The sequence below is a fragment of the Nocardioides ochotonae genome (assembly GCF_011420305.2).
Classification (GTDB): Bacteria; Actinomycetota; Actinomycetes; order Propionibacteriales; family Nocardioidaceae; genus Nocardioides; species Nocardioides ochotonae.
In genome coordinates, this window is sequence record NZ_CP061769.1 from 2337544 (window position 1) to 2352970 (window position 15427).

At 69.2% G+C, this 15427-nt stretch carries 13 protein-coding genes and 1 pseudogene; 2 read left to right on the forward strand and 12 right to left on the reverse strand.

Annotated elements, in window-relative coordinates:
- The first annotated feature begins 7 nt into the window (after window positions 1-7).
- Entirely contained in the window at window positions 8-514 is a 507-nt protein-coding gene (locus HBO46_RS11345; RefSeq protein ID WP_207950084.1) for a flavodoxin domain-containing protein, read from the forward strand.
- Between the two features lie 12 nt (window positions 515-526).
- On the opposite strand, the gene HBO46_RS11350 is transcribed toward HBO46_RS11345, so the two are convergent.
- From HBO46_RS11350 to HBO46_RS11380, 7 genes are all read right to left on the reverse strand, one after another.
- Window positions 527-697: a hypothetical protein gene (locus HBO46_RS11350; protein ID WP_166139458.1), complete on the reverse strand. Its 171-nt coding sequence runs from the start codon at window positions 695-697 to the stop codon at window positions 527-529.
- 123 nt (window positions 698-820) lie between these two features.
- Complete coding sequence (locus tag HBO46_RS11355; RefSeq protein WP_166139456.1) at window positions 821-2080, reverse strand: cation:proton antiporter domain-containing protein; 1260 nt, start codon at window positions 2078-2080, stop codon at window positions 821-823.
- Window positions 2081-2163: 83 nt separating this feature from the next.
- Window positions 2164-2418 (reverse strand): helix-turn-helix domain-containing protein, encoded by a 255-nt coding sequence (locus tag HBO46_RS11360; protein ID WP_224769006.1) that lies wholly within the window; start codon window positions 2416-2418, stop codon window positions 2164-2166.
- 28 nt (window positions 2419-2446) lie between these two features.
- Window positions 2447-2599, reverse strand: coding sequence for a hypothetical protein (locus HBO46_RS11365; protein WP_166139452.1), 153 nt, complete (start codon window positions 2597-2599; stop codon window positions 2447-2449).
- Between the two features lie 207 nt (window positions 2600-2806).
- Complete coding sequence (locus HBO46_RS11370; RefSeq protein WP_166139450.1) at window positions 2807-3754, reverse strand: YhjD/YihY/BrkB family envelope integrity protein; 948 nt, start codon at window positions 3752-3754, stop codon at window positions 2807-2809.
- A gap of 125 nt (window positions 3755-3879) precedes the next feature.
- The gene (locus HBO46_RS11375) at window positions 3880-6009 is read right to left on the reverse strand and encodes an acyltransferase family protein (RefSeq protein WP_166139448.1); all 2130 of its coding nucleotides are present in this window, start codon (window positions 6007-6009) and stop codon (window positions 3880-3882) included.
- A gap of 145 nt (window positions 6010-6154) precedes the next feature.
- Window positions 6155-7045 carry a collagen-like protein gene (locus HBO46_RS11380; RefSeq protein ID WP_166139447.1) on the reverse strand — a complete coding sequence of 297 codons (891 nt, stop codon included), beginning with the start codon at window positions 7043-7045 and terminating at the stop codon, window positions 6155-6157.
- A gap of 380 nt (window positions 7046-7425) precedes the next feature.
- Here HBO46_RS11380 and HBO46_RS11385 point away from each other — a divergent pair.
- A pseudogene (locus tag HBO46_RS11385) lies at window positions 7426-8567 on the forward strand (IS3 family transposase); the annotation flags it as partial.
- 12 nt (window positions 8568-8579) lie between these two features.
- Here HBO46_RS11385 and HBO46_RS11390 read toward each other — a convergent pair.
- From HBO46_RS11390 to HBO46_RS11410, 5 genes are all read right to left on the reverse strand, one after another.
- Window positions 8580-9698 (reverse strand): 5-methylcytosine restriction system specificity protein McrC, encoded by a 1119-nt coding sequence (locus HBO46_RS11390; RefSeq protein ID WP_224769007.1) that lies wholly within the window; start codon window positions 9696-9698, stop codon window positions 8580-8582.
- 2 nt (window positions 9699-9700) lie between these two features.
- Entirely contained in the window at window positions 9701-11887 is a 2187-nt protein-coding gene (locus HBO46_RS11395) for an AAA family ATPase (protein ID WP_224769503.1), read from the reverse strand.
- 212 nt (window positions 11888-12099) lie between these two features.
- Window positions 12100-13041, reverse strand: a complete 942-nt coding sequence (locus HBO46_RS11400; protein WP_166139441.1) for a hypothetical protein — start codon at window positions 13039-13041, stop codon at window positions 12100-12102.
- Between the two features lie 221 nt (window positions 13042-13262).
- The gene (locus tag HBO46_RS11405) at window positions 13263-13709 is read right to left on the reverse strand and encodes a hypothetical protein (protein WP_166139439.1); all 447 of its coding nucleotides are present in this window, start codon (window positions 13707-13709) and stop codon (window positions 13263-13265) included.
- A gap of 87 nt (window positions 13710-13796) precedes the next feature.
- Window positions 13797-14984: a hypothetical protein gene (locus tag HBO46_RS11410; RefSeq protein WP_166139437.1), complete on the reverse strand. Its 1188-nt coding sequence runs from the start codon at window positions 14982-14984 to the stop codon at window positions 13797-13799.
- Window positions 14985-15427: the final 443 nt, after the last annotated feature.

A 15427-nucleotide genomic window follows, 5' to 3' on the forward strand; every position in this document is an offset into this window, starting at 1 on the left:
GCCACGCGTGCTGGTGACCTACGCGAGCCCGCACGGATCCACCCGCACCATCGCCGAGCGGCTCGCGGCGCGCCTGCGCGAGCACGGACCGAGCGTCGAGTGCGTGTCGATCGAGCAGTTCCCGACCATCACGGCGTACGACGCGGTGGTGATGGGCAGCGCGGTGCACCAGCAGGCATGGACGCCCGAGGCGGCCGGCTTCGTGAACCTGCACGCCGCCGACCTCGCGGCGCGTCCGGTCTGGCTGTTCAGCGTCGGGATGGTCGACGCGCTTCCCCGACCGGCGCGGCGCCTGGCGGTCAAGGAGGGCCCGCTGTCGGTGGCGCCCTTCCTCGACACGCTGCACCCACGCGACACCCGCCTGTTCTCCGGGGTGGTGCGCAAGGACCAATTCCCGCGGATGAGCCGGCTGGTCATGCGCCTGACCGGTGCGCGGTACGGCGACTTCCGCGACTGGCGCGCGATCGACGCGTGGGCCGACGAGATCGCCCGGCAGCTGCCGGCGTCGGGGTGAGCCGAGCGGGGCTCAGCGCCCCAGGAGCCTGCGGAGGAAACCGCCGCCAGCCGCGGGCGCGGCGTCGACGTGGCCGTCGCACCACTGCCCGGCCGGGACCTGGGCCTTCACCTGGGCGATGTGCTGGCCGCATCCGCGCCAGGTGGTCTTGCCGCACTGACGGCAGGTCTTCGGTGAGCACATGGGTCTTCTCCCTCAGTTGACGAACCCCTCGACCCTAACCCCCCGGGGGGATTAGCGCGCACTCCGCCGGTCCGTGTCCTCGACCACGCCGCGCATCGCCCGAGCGCCTCCCGGCGGGTCCGCTCAGGCGCGTCGCCGCGAGGGGCTGACCGGGACCACCTCGGCCAGGTACGGCTCATCGTGCGCGTCGTACCAGCTCGCGTAGCGACCGACGCCGGGCCACGACGTCACGCCGTGCAGGAGGACCGACAGCGCGACCGTCACGACCACCACCGTGAGCACCGACGCCGCACCGTCCAGCTCGCTCTCCTCGACCAGGAGCAGGACGAACACGATCGAGGCGAGGCCACGGGGGCCGAACCACCCGAGGAAGAGGATGGTGACCGGACGCAGACCCGTGCCGATCAGGGCGAGCGCGACCGGCACCATCCGGATCACGGTGAGGCTGAGCACCGCGTACACCAGGGTGCGCCAGTCGAGAACCTCGAGCGCGGGCCCGAGGAGCACGGCACCGAAGAGCAGGAAGGTCAGCGCATCGAGCAGCTCCCCCGCCCCCTCGGCGAGGGACGTGCTCTCGGCGGCGCGCTGCGGCTCGACCGCGGCGTACGCGATGCCCGCGACGAACGCACCGATGAACCCGCTGCCGCCGAGGGCCGCGGCCACGGTGTAGGCCAGCAGCGGGACCGCGACCGCGTTGATCTGTCGCCAGCTGGGCGCCACCCAGCCCCGCCGGCCGCAGACGCGCAGCACCCCGCCGCCCGCGACGCCCGCGACGATCCCCGCGGCGGCGCCGAGGCCGATCTCCTCCGAGAGGATGCGGAACGGGTGCAGCCCTCCTGTCCCTCCCCCGTCCGACGCCTCCGCGATCGTCACGAAGATGATGAGCAGCGGGACGCAGATGCCGTCGTTGAGGCCGCTCTCCACGTTGAGCCCCTGGCGAAGGCTCGAGGGCAGCCGCTCGTCGGTGACCACGGGCTGGCCCAGTGCCGCGTCCGTGGGCGCCAGGATCGTGGCCAGCACCGCGGCGGTCCAGAGGTCGAGGTCAGGCAGCAGCACCATCGCCGTCGCGGTGCCGAGGGCGATCGTGACGGGCAGCTCCAGCCCCAGCAGCCTCGCGGGGAGGCGTACGGCGTGTCGCAGCGTGGCCGGGTTGATCCGCGCGGCATCGGTGAACAGCATCAGCGCCAGCGTCGCCTCGGCCAGGTGTCGCAGGAACCGACCCGACACCTCGACCTCGACGACGTCGAGCACCCGGTTGCCCACCACGAGGCCGACGGCGCTGAAGACCATGGCCTGGGTGATCCACGACGACTGGGCCCGACGCGAGACCCCGGCGTAGGCCACCAGGACGATCGCGAGCGTGGGGAGCGTCCACTCGCCCATGTGCGCCTCCTGCTCAGGCGGGTCCGGCCACCACCCTTGTCGAAGCCCCGGCCTGCGGGCATCACCCCGGACGAGTGACCCGCTCAGCTGCCGAGCAGATCCAGGGCGCGGGCCCGGCGTACGGACTCGTTGCGGCGGCTCACGGCGAGCTTGCGCAGGATGTTGCGGACCTGGGAGCGCACGGTGTTGACCGAGACGAACATGGCGGCGGCGATCTCCTCGGTGCTCAGCAGCCCGGGGAGCAGACCGAGCACCTCCCGCTCCTTGCCGGTGAGGGGTTCGACGACGCAGCCCTCCGGCACCAGATCCGGACGGGCGGGCACCGGACGGGCGGGCACCGGACGGGCGCCGCCGGCCGTGGCCCGGTCACCGACCCCGCTGGGCGCCGCACCCACGCTCGGCGTACCAGCGCGAGACCCGTCGTTGCAGGCTCGTCAGTCCCGCGGGCGAGGCGTAGGCCAGCTCCGCACAGAGCAGCTCACGGAAGAAGGGGTGGTAGCGGTGCCAGCGGGTGCGCACGCCACCTCCTCGATCAGCCCGGGCTTCGAGGGTGTCCACGACACTTGCGTGCTTCCTGGCCCGTCACGGTGACCTGCCGGAGCTGGCGGACCAGGTCCGGCGGCAACGTCCCCGCGACGCGGATCTCATACGTCGCACCGACCATGACCCTGATGCCACTGTGGGGATCGCCTGGGCGCCGTGATCGTCGGCGACGGATGAACCCCGTCAGCCTTCCTCGACCTCGAGGGTGGCGCCCGCGTCGGGCTCGCCCCGGATCCGGCGGCCCACCCGGCCGCGGTCGACGGCGACCGCGCGTCCCACGGCTGTCGCCAGGAGCATGCCGAAGGCCACGGCGTACAGCCACGCGAGGTAGGTGAAGGCCACCCCGATCGACCCGTACCGGTCCGCGCTCACCTCGAGCGCGCGCGGCAGCCAGAGGGCGGACGCCGGGCGGGCAGCCAGCATGAGCGCCGCGAAGATCGCGGCCCCGGGCAGCAGCCGCCGCAGCGGGACCGCTCCGGTCAGCAGGAGCCAGGGGACGTAGGTCATCAGGCTGAGGTCGCACGCGAACGCCACCATCCGCTGCCAGACGGCCCCCGGTGGCACCGCCGCCGCGAACCCGCTCAGGGCGCGCACGACCACGAGCGACAGCGCCATCGCGACCACGACCGCCAGCCATCGCCACGCCGCGCGCCAGCTGCTCCTCGGCCGAGGCACCTCCCACGCCACGGCGAAGGCGCGGGTCAGCGCGCGGGACAGGCTCGTGGCGGAGGCCAGGAGGAACACCACACCCAGGACGCCGAAACCACCACCCCCGGGTGGCGCTACCGCCTGGTCGAGCAAGGACCGGGACTCCTGGGGCAGGTCCAGCGCGTCGGCGACGGTGTCAGCGCTGCCTGCCCACGTCGTGAGCAGGATCAGGATCGGGAACACCGAGGTGAAGATCTGGGCGGCGATGCTCATCGCCCGGTCGAAGATCTCCAGCTGCAGGCAGGTGGCCACGCTGCGGAAGACGATGCGTCCCGGCCAACCCGCGAGCAGCCGCAGGATCGGGCGCTGCAACCAACCCGGCAGCCGGTCGATGGCGGCGTACGCCGCGGCCTCCGCCGAGCCCGGCGGGCGGCCGTCCTCCGGCGTCAAGCCAGCGTCGGCGCCGGCGCGGGTCGCTCCCATGGACGCCTCCTCGCGCTCGCCCTGCCCACGAGCCTGCCCGACGTACTCGCGCTCCGCACCACTCGGACGGGGTGAGCCCCGGGCGGCGCGAGCCCTGGGTCACCCACCCCGAGATGGACGGTCGATCAGCCGACGGCCGGGGCCGACCCCGTCGTCGGCCGGATGGCGGGCCGCAGGGCGAAGCCCAGGACATCGGCGAGCGAGGCGGCGTACTGGCGGGTGAGGTGGACGATGTCCCAGCGCACCACCGTGTCGCCGGCGAAGATCGGGCACTGGTCGTCGAGGCAGAACCACCGCAGTGTGTCGATGTAGGTCGCACCGGTCGTGCGGGCGGCGACCAGCTCGGCGGCGGACTGCGCCTTCCACGCGTCGCTGGGAGAGCCCTGGCAGTCACGGGGCACCGAGAACCGGCTGACGCACCCCTCGACGGCGTGCCCGGCGGGCGGCGGCGCGAGGATCACCACCCGGGTGCCGGGGGCCGCCATCTCGCGGATCCCGCGGACCGCCGCCCGCTGCCAGGCGTCCTGGGCCGAGGCCAGCGGAGACTCCCCCAGCCACAGCACGCCCGCCTCGAAGGTCGAGAGCACCAGCAGGTCGGGGCGTTCGCGGCGTACCTGCTCGCGCATCGTCGCCCGGGCCTCGTTGCAGCGTGCGGCGCCCTCGGGGTCGTAGTCGATCTCGATCGTGGCGGAGACGTAGGGACAGTTCGACAGCGCGTAGCCGCGCACCGACCACCGCTTGCCCAGCGCCTCCCGCAACGCGGGCATCCACGAGATGGCCACGGAGTCCCCGACGAGCATGGCCCGGCGCGGCCCGGTGCCGTGCACGCAGAGGTCGGGGTCGGTCAGGCTGGTCGGGTTGAGGCACTCCGCACCGGGCTCGAGCTCGGGGTTGATGCCCTGGTCGACCACGTCGTCGAGCGGCGGCGACAGCTCGGGGAACTCCTGGGCGATCAGGCCGCTCACCAGTGCGTCGGTCACCTCGTCCTCGGCGGCCTGCTGCGGCGAGACGCCCGGGGCGCCCGGGGCGCTCTGGGCAGGCCCGGGCGCGGACCTGGCAGCCACGGGCGACGGCGTGGACGGGGCCGTCCAGCGCGGTACGGCGACGGCCACGACGAGGAGGACGGCGCTCACCGCCAGCGCGCCGAGGGCCACGGGACGGCTCGTGGGCCAGTCGATCCGGTGACCCGCGCGCAGGAACTCGGAGTCGAGGACCGGGCGCTCGACGAGGTGGTAGGAGGCCGCGGCGAGGGCGAGCGTCAGCGCCAGCACCGCCACCTGGAAGACCAGGTTCCGCTCGGTGACGAGGACGTCACCGAGGACCAGCACCGGCCAGTGCCACAGGTAGATCGAAAACGACAGGGCGCCCAGGTAGACCAGCGGCGCCGTGTGCAACAACCGGGTGACCCCGACCTGGCTGGCGCCGATCCCGGAGGCCAGCACGAGCACCGTGGCCAGGACCGGCAGCGCCCCCGACGGGGCGGGGAAGGTGCTCGCGCCGCTCAGCAGGAGGCAGCTGGCGGCGATGCCGGCCAGGCCGAGGGCGCCGAGGACGTTGCGCAGCTGCGCCGGCAGCGCGGTGAGCCGCGGGGAGAGCGCGGCGAGCAGTGCCCCTGCCGCGACCTCCCAGGCCCGGGTGAACGAGGAGTAGTAGGCGAGGGTCGGCTCCTGGGCCGACTGCACCCACGCCCACACGAACGAACCCACGACCACGGCGCCCGCAAGGCCGGCGACCGTGGCGCGCAGGTGCGCGCGCCCACCACTCCGTCGCAGGAGGGCGGCCACGGCCAGCAGGAGCAGCGGCCAGACGACGTAGAACTGCTCCTCCACCCCCAGCGACCAGTAGTGCTGGAGCGGCGAGGGCGGCAGCCCCGAGTCGAAGTAGTCGGCGTCGCTGGCCGCGAAGCGCCAGTTGGCGAGGAAGCCAGCCGCCCAGCCCGCGTCCGCTGCGGTGCGCTCGAAGCGGTCCTCGAGCAGGACGACGTACGACGCGGAGACGGTGACGGCCAGCGCGAGCAGCCCCACCGGCAGGATCCGGCGCGCGCGGCGGCGGTAGAAGCCGGTGAGCGAGATCCGCCCGCCCCGCTCGGCCTCGCGCAGCAGCAGGCCGGTGATGAGGAAGCCGGAGATGACGAAGAAGACGTCGACCCCGACGAACCCGCCGGCTGGCTTGCCGAACACGTGCCCGGCGACCACCAGGCCGACCGCGACGGCCCGCAGGCCCTGGATGTCGAGCCGCCTGGGCAGGTCCGTCATGAGTGTGAGAGTCCCGTTCCCGAGGTGGACACGACCCGGGTGATCCTAGGGACGTACACCACACCGGTCGCTGCCGGGTGGTGGCTGCGCCGACCCAGGCCGCCCCACTGTGTGCGGGGCGGCCTGGGTCCTGGCAGTCAGGCGGTCAGGAGATCGAGAGCGGAGCAGCGAAGCTGCCCGCTCCGGCGAGCGGCGGAAGACCCACGGCGGCGGCCGTCGTCGGACGCAGTTTCCATCCGTAGCGCACCGCAGAACCCGAAGAGCCGCAGGTCGGGTTGTCGATCGACGACACCGGCAGCCCGACCTCGGGCGCGGAGATCGCCGAGGATGCGACATCCGGGACGGCGAGGGTGTTCGGGGTGCCGAGGTAGACCAGGGTCTTGGCGAAGATGGCGCCGCCGTCGCCGCCGCTGCCGGAGTTGAGCAACGGGGTGCCGGTGCAGTCTGCGCCGGTGTACCAGGCCTGAGCCGGGTAGAGCGTGCCGTCCCAGCCCACGTCGATCTGGTAGCCCTGCGAGGTCAGCAGCGTCGCGCCGTACTGCGTCAGCCCGACCACGTCGCCGAGCGTGCGCCCCTGCCCGTCCTTGACGGTCCGTCCGGCCGCGGCGGGGCCGGCAGGCCCCTGAGGTCCGGCAGGACCCGGCACCCCAGCGGGGCCCTGCGGCCCGACGGGGCCGGCCTCCCCGACGAGGGAGCTCAGCCAGGCCGACTCGTCCCCGCTGAACCCGTAGGAGACGGCGATCTCGTATGCACTCGCTCCGTCAGCGCCGGCGGCGCCCTTGGCGCCTGCCTTGCCCGGTTTGCCCTGCGCACCGTTGGTCTTCCAGCTCAACAGGGTCTCGCCCTTGGGGCACCGGGTGGTGCCGTTGGGCACCAGGCGCAGCGTGCTCACCTTGGCGCCGGCGCACACCGTGATCTTCTGCCGGGCGGCGGCCCGCTCGTTCTGGGCGGCCGCAGCCGCGGTCCCCGCTGCAACGCCGAGGAGTACGACTGCGGCGGCCCCCACCCGAGCAGTCTTGGACTTGAGCACGCTCATTCGTTCGTTCCCGATCCTTTAGTGATGGAGGCAGTCCGCCTCACGTGTGAGGCGGGTGCCTGAGCCGTCGGGACGACGAGTGCTCTCAAGCCCGGGAACGCGCACACGACAGACGGTCGCGGGGAGCGTATCGGCGTTCAGGTGGGCCCGGACCTGTTTGTCCCATCACCCGCATGGGTGAGACGCGGGCCACATCGGCGGCCGCTGAAATCAGACCTGGGGGCTGGCGGCAGAGACCGGACGGTGTCGCCTGCGCACGACCATCTCCATCGACAACGGACACAAAAAGTGAATCGCCCCGGGTCTGGTGGAAGGTGGCGTGTCCCGCGTTCCGTGGAGGGGGCTGACTGGATTCTGGTGTCTTTCGCCAGGAGGCAGAAGTGGGAAGACGGGGCTACCCGCCAGAGTTCCGACGCAAGGTCTTGGACCTGCTCGAAGAAGGCCGATCAGTCGCGCAGGTCGCACATGATCTCGACATCAGCCAGGAGTCGATCTACACCTGGCGACGCCAAGACAGGATCGACCGTGGCCTCGCGCCGGGACTGTCGAGCGGCGAGAAGGCCGAGCTGAGTGCGGCGCGCAAGCAGATCGCCGACCTCGAGGCCGAGCTGAAGGCCGCACGACGCGCGATCGAACTGCTGAAGGCGTCCGCGGACCCAAAAGGCGGTACTCGGCGGCGGAAGTGATCGTCGCCGAGGGAACTCCCGTCCAGATCGCCTGCCGGGTCGTCGGGATCTCCGAGTCCGGCTGGTACGCCCGGATCAACCGAGCGCCCTCGCAGCGCTCGATCCGCCACGCCCTGCTCAGCGACCTCATTACCCAGATCCACCGCGACTCCCGCGGCACCTACGGGGGTCGCAGGGTCCACGCCGAGCTCACCCTCGGACGCGGGATCGAGGTCGGCCACGGCCAGGTCGAGCTCCTCATGCGCCGCGCCGGCCTTCAGGGCGTGGGCGGACGAGCGCGGTGGAAGCGGGTCAAGCCCGACAACATCGCCACTGACCTGGTCAAACGAGACTTCGCCCGCCCCGGTCCGAACCAGCTGTGGGTCACCGTCATCACCGAGCACCCGACCCGCGAAGGCAAGGTCTACTGCTGCGTGGTCCTCGACACCTACTCCCGGCGAGTCGTTGGGTGGTCCATCGACAGCTCACCTACCGCTGCGCTCGCAACCAACGCGCTCGGCATGGCCATCGACACCCGCCTCGGCAACACCAAGCAGACCCCGAAGCAGGCCAGCACGACGATCCACTCCGACCAGGGCGTCCAATTCGCCTCCTGGGCCTTCACCCGACGCGCGAAGGAGTCCGGCCTCGTGCCCTCGATGGGCAGCGTGGGCGACTGCTATGACAACTCCGTGATCGAGTCGTTCTGGTCACGCATGCAGGTGGAACTCCTCAACCGGCGCAAGTGGAAGACCCGCGTGGAACTGGCCAACGCGATGTTCGACTACCTCGAGATCTGGCACAACCGAAGACGTCGACACAGCCAACTCGGCATGCTCACACCCGTAGAGTTCGAGCGCACCACACCATCACCGTGGCATGAGAATCCAAGACCGCGACTCCACCGAACCCGGGGCAGACCACCCTGCCGGACCGGGTGTGATGGCCGAGAGGAACTCGTCGGCGATCTCCCACCCCGTCGCCGTGAGATCAACAGTCGCGAATCTGATACGCCGTCCTTGGATCACCACCTCTTCATCGAAGGTTCCGTCAACCGTGGGATGCAGCATCAGGCCTTCGGAAGGGGTCTCCCCCTCGGCTGACGCCTGGGACATGAGGTAGGCGTAGATCTGGTAGAGATACTCGCTTTTCAGCGTCTGCGCCCGATAGTTGCCCGCCTTCGTCACTGAGGTGAACTTGGTGTCGATGACAATCCGTCGCGGCCCGTGCCCGTCGGGGCAGGGGTGTTCGAGCACGATGTCGAGTTGCATCCCGGGGAGTACGGCGCGCATCCCATCCGTTGCCTCGGAGATGTCCCAATCTTGCTTGGCGCCGTGCTTCACCCGCCAGCCCAATGGGGTCAGGTGGTGGCGATAGACCCCGAACGCAGCATTCTCGAACAGTCGGCGCAGGTACCCGTCGTCCTGCGCGGGCAAGGGCAAGTACCTGTCCCCTGGGCCGGTGGTGGGGATGTCCAGGGTCAAGAGAAGCTCGGCGGCCGCGATCATGGTCCGGTCGCGCTGCAGCAACCGCTGAGATCGCATGTGCCGGACCTCGGCCACGCGAGGGCAGGCGCCGCGAACGCCGGCAACCTCCATCTGCCGCGACAACGAGCGGTAGCGTGTCTCGCTTGGCACGAGGACAGCGGCTCGTTCGAGCGCGGCCCGGACGAGCCGGTTCGAGGGAGTATCGGTGACGATCTCGTCGAACGTGCAGTTGACCTGTCCACGACTGATCAGGCCGTGTCGCTCGGTGGCGAGCTGGTTGATCCGGCCCTTGACGCGTCTCTCGTTCCGGCTGACCGCCTGGAAGCCCACGGAGAGTCCGCGGTGCAGTCGCTGTGCAACCTCTTCTGCGAGGATGCGCGCAACCAGGTCGGGAATGTCGTCCGGGGCGTCCTCCGCACCGACCATGTCGTAGCCGTCGGCGCGGAACAGCTCAGAGGCGAAGAACTGCAGCAGCCAGAGGTTGCGGATCGGGATCTGCATACTCAGCCACCCAGCAACCGTTTGCATGCCTCGTCCGCGAGTTCGCTGCGGTCGAACCAATACTCCTCCAGGAGGGGCCGAACATCGGTCTCGACCACGCGCTCCCACCACTCCTCCGTATCGATCCCGGTCGACTCGAGCGACACCGTCGGGGTGAAGTAGGAGTGCCCCACGCAGTACTGCCGTCCTAGTGCGCTGTCCTTCGTGATCTGTGCGTTCAGTGCCTCAACTCTCTGGCCGTAGACCTCGAGGAGCTTGGGGTCGTACCCGAGCTGGCTGACGTACTCGACCCAGTCCGCCCCGAGGCGCGGGGTCAGCTCGATGAAGGCGAACCGCCGGCGTAGCGCCATGTCGACGATGGCGAGCGAACGGTCGGCCACGTTCATCGTGCCGATCACGTACAGGTTGGGCGGGATGAAGAACCGCTCGTCCGGGGTGTTGGGGTAGGCCAGACGCATCGCGGAGCTCTCGTTGCGCTTGTCTGCCTCGAGAAGAGTGAGCAGCTCACCGAGCACCTGGGCCGGGTTGCCGCGATTGATCTCCTCGATGACGAGCACATAGACACGCTCGGGGTCCTCCACGGCTTGCTTGCACATCTGCAGGAAGGGCCCATCCTCCAAGCTCAGTCCACCGCCGGAACTGGTCGTGGAGGGGCGCCAGCCGCGCACGAAGTCCTCGTAGGCGAGTGACGGGTGGAACTGAAGGATCTGGACCCGCCTGGTTTCACGCTCGTTGCACAGCGCCCAGGCCAGCCTGCGGGCGAGCCATGTCTTTCCGGTGCCCGGAGGACCTTGGAGCACGATGTTCTTCTTGGACCGAAGCCGCTCGAGCATCGGTTCAAGCTCCTCCTCCGGAATGAAGCAGCCGTCGTCGCGAATGGACGCGGCATCGTACGGATCACCTGCATCATCCGCAGTGACCGCCTTCGCCGCCAGGGGCGCATCCGTGCTGGGAACCGACGGAGCAGCGCCGTTGGCGCCCGCTGCTTCGTGAGAGTCGACGAAAGCGGCGTAGGAGAGCTCCCACGTGTGGTCAAAGCCCGTGGTCGGCGAGCCGAGCCACTCGTGCATCGCTTCGGTGTTGGAGAGGAACTGCTCGCCTGAGATCTTGGCGCCCAGCGAGAGCCGTTGTGCGAGCTCGGGGAGCTTCGTCTTGATGAACACTGCGTTCGTGCTTTCGTACGCAGCAAAGGTTGCCGGACGGATCCAGTACAGGCCCATCGTCAGAAGCCGCGTGTTTCCGGTGGCGCATTCATCGAAGGCACTGACCAGACGTTCCCGGGTCACCTCATCGGCATTGCGGGCATAGTCCACCGCTGCCTTCGCAAGTTCCCAGAGCGCAACGACCGCGTGCGGACCTCGTTCGGTCTCAAAGCCGATGAACCACGACATCAAGTTGTTGGCGATCGGGATACCGGAGAACTTGGTCGGTGCCGATGCGGTCACGCCGAACTCCGCCGCAAACGCTGCGGCGATTGCTGCCCTGGCATCCTCCCTGATCCCGCGATTGAAGCTCGCCAGGACCGTGAACGGGTCGACGTCCCGGAGCGGTCCGTAGCTACCGTCGAGGCGGTGGTCGCCTCTGAGGTACTTGAACAGATGCGGCACCCCAGAGGCCTCTGCCACTGACCACACCTTCTGCAGGAGCGCCTCGCGGTTGTCGGCATACTCGATTATCCGGTCGGCGAGGTCGGGGTAGAAGGCCGTCCAGGCGAAATCCGCCTCGGACGCCGCCGGCTTCGCGATGAGTTGCTCGACCTCTTCGCGACCGGTCACGATCTTGAACAGGGTGATGAGCGAGCTGATCTCGTGCTGAGCCGCGGTCGAGAGCTCGTCGCGCGAGACGTCCGTCTTGAGCCACGTCACCGGACGCCAATGGCGGTAGGCGGCGGTCTCAGCATGGAACTCGTACGGTCCGCTGACCACGCCGATGCGAAGCGTCCTCTTTGCGCGATTGGGGGACACGACCACGTCGCCGACCTTGATCTCGTGCACGAACCGGTAGAGCGTGCCCGCCCAGCCCGGCAGTCGCCGTGGGTCCACGTCAGGCATCGTGGCGAGCAGACGTTCCTTGAACGCCTCACGAGAGGCGGCGACGTCTGAGAGGTCCCCCGTCTCATCCCACGAAACCCGCACAGCTCCATCGGTGAGTGGGTCGATGTCAGGCCGGTCGTTGTGGATTCCCCACATCACGCGGTCCTCGTGACTACTCGCCATGCCAGCACACTCCGATCTACCGACTAGATCGCCATGCTGACACGCCACGAGAGTTCTCAGGCAGGAACGAGTCTGGACGGCCGCTCCGCCTCGGCGACGGCCGGGCGATCCTCGGAGGCCCGGTCCGCGGCTGCCATCCAGTCTGGTTGTCGGGCCCAGGCCCCCCGACGGAGGAAGCCAAGCCGCTACGGCCTCCCGCAGGCGTCGCCCGCCACCAGGCGCCCAGCCGTAGCCCGCGCCGCTGTAGCTGACTGCGGCGTGGCTGATCCGAGCCGCGGGCCGCGCTCATGGAGGGCCGCCTGCCACTCCTCCATCGTCGGCATGGTCCCGGGAGCCCCGAGGCCTCGCCGGAAGAGCGCCCGGATCCGGCTGCTCGACCAGTCACCAAGGGAACCCACAGGTCCATCGGAGGCAATCCAGTCCCGAGGATCCGATCCGGACGGTGCCAGCAACAAGAAGACGATCCGCGCGAAGCCAGCACGATCCTGATCGAAACTGCCGTCAGCGCGCTCCCCATTCCAGTGACCAGCGCCGAAGGATCGGAGCCGTCGGTAGTGCACCGGCGTGATCGCCGAACCGCCCTCGTTCGTGAGGATGAGCCGCGAATCCACCTGCCCATTGATCAGACCCGCACGGTGCTGCCCATGGAGCCAGGCGCATACCGCACGTGCGAGGGCTAGCCGGCGCTCGATCGACAGCGACTCGCCTTGGGCCATCACCCACTCTGCCAACGTCCTCGGCCTCACGCCCTCATGAAGGAACGAGTCGTCGAGTGCCGGGCCAAAGTATCCCAGTGCCTTGCCCTCGAGGTCGATGTAGATCTCATCGGGCCACCGCAGATCTACTCGCACCTTCTCGCTCCGGCCGATCGCCGGCGACCGTTCCAGAACAGGGCGAAACTCGTCTTCAGCCCGCCGCGCAGCGGGGGCAGCATCGAGAACCAGCGCCTCGCGCCCGTCTTTCGCCCGATACACCGTTCCTCCGTCACAGACACGGGCGTCAGCCCCCGCAGTATCGATCAAGTCGTCGTGACTGAGAGACCGACGCTGGCTCTCTGTGAGCGGCGTGATGGAGCCATCGGGAACATATCCGTCATCGAGCAAGAACTCGTACGCACCGAACTTCATCCCTGCAACGTCGGGTAGTGGAAGCGGCGATAGGCGGTCAGGTCCCCTCGTGACAAGCTCTCGCGCTTCTGGCCGGGCAGCCGCCCGCCGGGCGACTAGACGAGTGCCCACGATCGCGACACACCCCGCCACCACCACGGGCAACCACCAGTCGCGCGCCAGATCTGTCCACCACGACAGGTCGCCCCATGGAATCCCAGGGTTCCACCACGAATCCGTCGTCATGGCGCGGGAGTCTCCTCTTTGGCGAACAGGAAGACCTCGAGTCTCACTTCGCCATACTCCAGGCTGCCATCCCAGAAGAATCTGCTCGGCGTGTCTTTCGGGAACAGCCCCGACGACGTCCGAGACATCTGTGGGCGAAGGGCCTCGGCGACGCGCTGCCCGGGCGCCGCAGACTCGGCACCACCGAAGATCAGGACCAACGCCGCTTCATTCTGCCCCCGATCAATGGGCCCGATCGCTCGCTCAATCGCCTGTCTGGCGCGCTTCTCAGCACCTGGATCGCCGGCAACGAGTGCGTCCGGGGAGACCGCGACATCGAACTTGACCGGGTCTGTCTTCATCCCGACGATCTTCACCGGTTCCGGTTCCGGTTTCGGTTCTGGCTTCGGCGGGTCGACCGCGACTGCCGTCCCGAGACCAATCAGGAACAGGACGAGCAGCATGTCTGCGAAGACCCAACCCGCCAACGACTCGGTCGACCGTAGGCGCCCACGACGCCCGTGACTCAGAGAAGCACTGACGCGCACGACTCAGCTCCCCCGGACCCGTAGCTCAGTGAGCAGCTGACCTGCAAGGTCCCCGGCTTGCGAGATGTCCGATGTCTGCCCCTGCAACGCGGTCAGGTGGACTTCGATGAGACGCCCGAGGTTGATTGCCGCCTCCTGCGCCGCCGCGGAAGCCTGACCCTGCGCCTGCACGCCACTTGCGATCAGTTGCTCAGAGCTTCTCTGCGCGGCCTCGAGGCGCTGCACGCCTTCAGCCAGGCCGGTCACCGCCTGCCTCACACCACCCGTCAAGGTCGACGCTGCGTTCTCGCTGCTGCTCGCCAAGGTGCTGGTGCTGGCAGCAATGCCTTCCTGGAACGCGGACAGAGCGCCTCGCACCGTCCCGTCGAACTCGTGCGTGCTCTGCAGGACCTTCTCCTGCAACCCGGAGACGGAGCCAGCGGACTCCGCGAGCACATTGCTCACCTGGTTCGCGGACTGCAGGAGCGGGCTCAGCTCGGTGAGGATCTTGGTGGCGGCGCCCTCGAGCTGCCCCACGGCCGCAGACGTGGCGTCGCGCAGCATCTGCACGCCTTCGCGACTGGCAGCGTGGGCCTCGTTGAGCTCGGCCACCGATCGCTTGAGAGCCGCCTCCAAGAAGCGCGGATCGTCAGTTCGTCGCTCGTTCAGGAAACGTTGAGCGCTGCCGAGAGCAGCCGCGAGATCGCGACGTGCCTCGCCACCGGAGGTCTCTTCCTTGAAGATGTAGCGGTCGGACACCCAACGGTTCAGCACCACCAGAAGCACAGCGAGCGCCACCAGCCCGAAGGACACCATCGCGGTCGTTCCAAAGTCGTGCCGCCCAGCCAACCGCCCGTCGAAACCAGTGGTCCACATACCGAGGAACGTGCGCCCCTGCTCATCACCCGATCGAATGAGGTCTCGATAGGCGCCCGAAGCCTCGTAAATGCTCCACCACGTCCACGCCACCGGGAGGAACACCGAGGCTCCGGCGGAAACACCGAGTACCCGCTCGAGCCAGTGCTGCTTGCTGACATTGATGCTGGCCTCGGGAGGGAAAGCACCAATCAGATCGATTCCGGTCCAGGTGCCATCGCCTTGGTCGCGAACAGCGGCCGCGAGGGACCGCAGGTCCTCGGCACGTGTGTCGAATCTCGGATCAGCAGCCAGCCTCTCGAGCTTGTCGGCGCACACTGTGCGTTCGTCGGACACCATTTCCTCCTGGACTTGTTTGCTCGATAGGTCCGACACCGGCGCTCCTGGGCGTAAACTTCACGACTGGCGCCAGCCGGACCAGTCCACGGTATGGGCCACGCCGAACTCGCGCGGCCATTCGCAACAACTGAGGTGATCGTCATTCCGCACTCCCGACAGGGAATCGGTTTTCGAGTGGCCAGCATCACTGCTCTGCTCGTGCTAACGGCTCATACGGCCCTCGCAGCTCTTCCCTCAAGCGATCACGAGACCGGGCATACGACGTCGACACGCCCGCCTGCGCCGGCCCCAGTCCCGACGGCGCCCGCACCTTCGACGGCAACCGGGCCGACCACCTCATCCAGCCCGAGCGCCGGACCCGCCTCATCCTCCACGAGCGCGGGCACGCCACGCTCCCAGGCGCCCACAACCGACCGTGCCACCCTGCTGGCCCTCCTTCG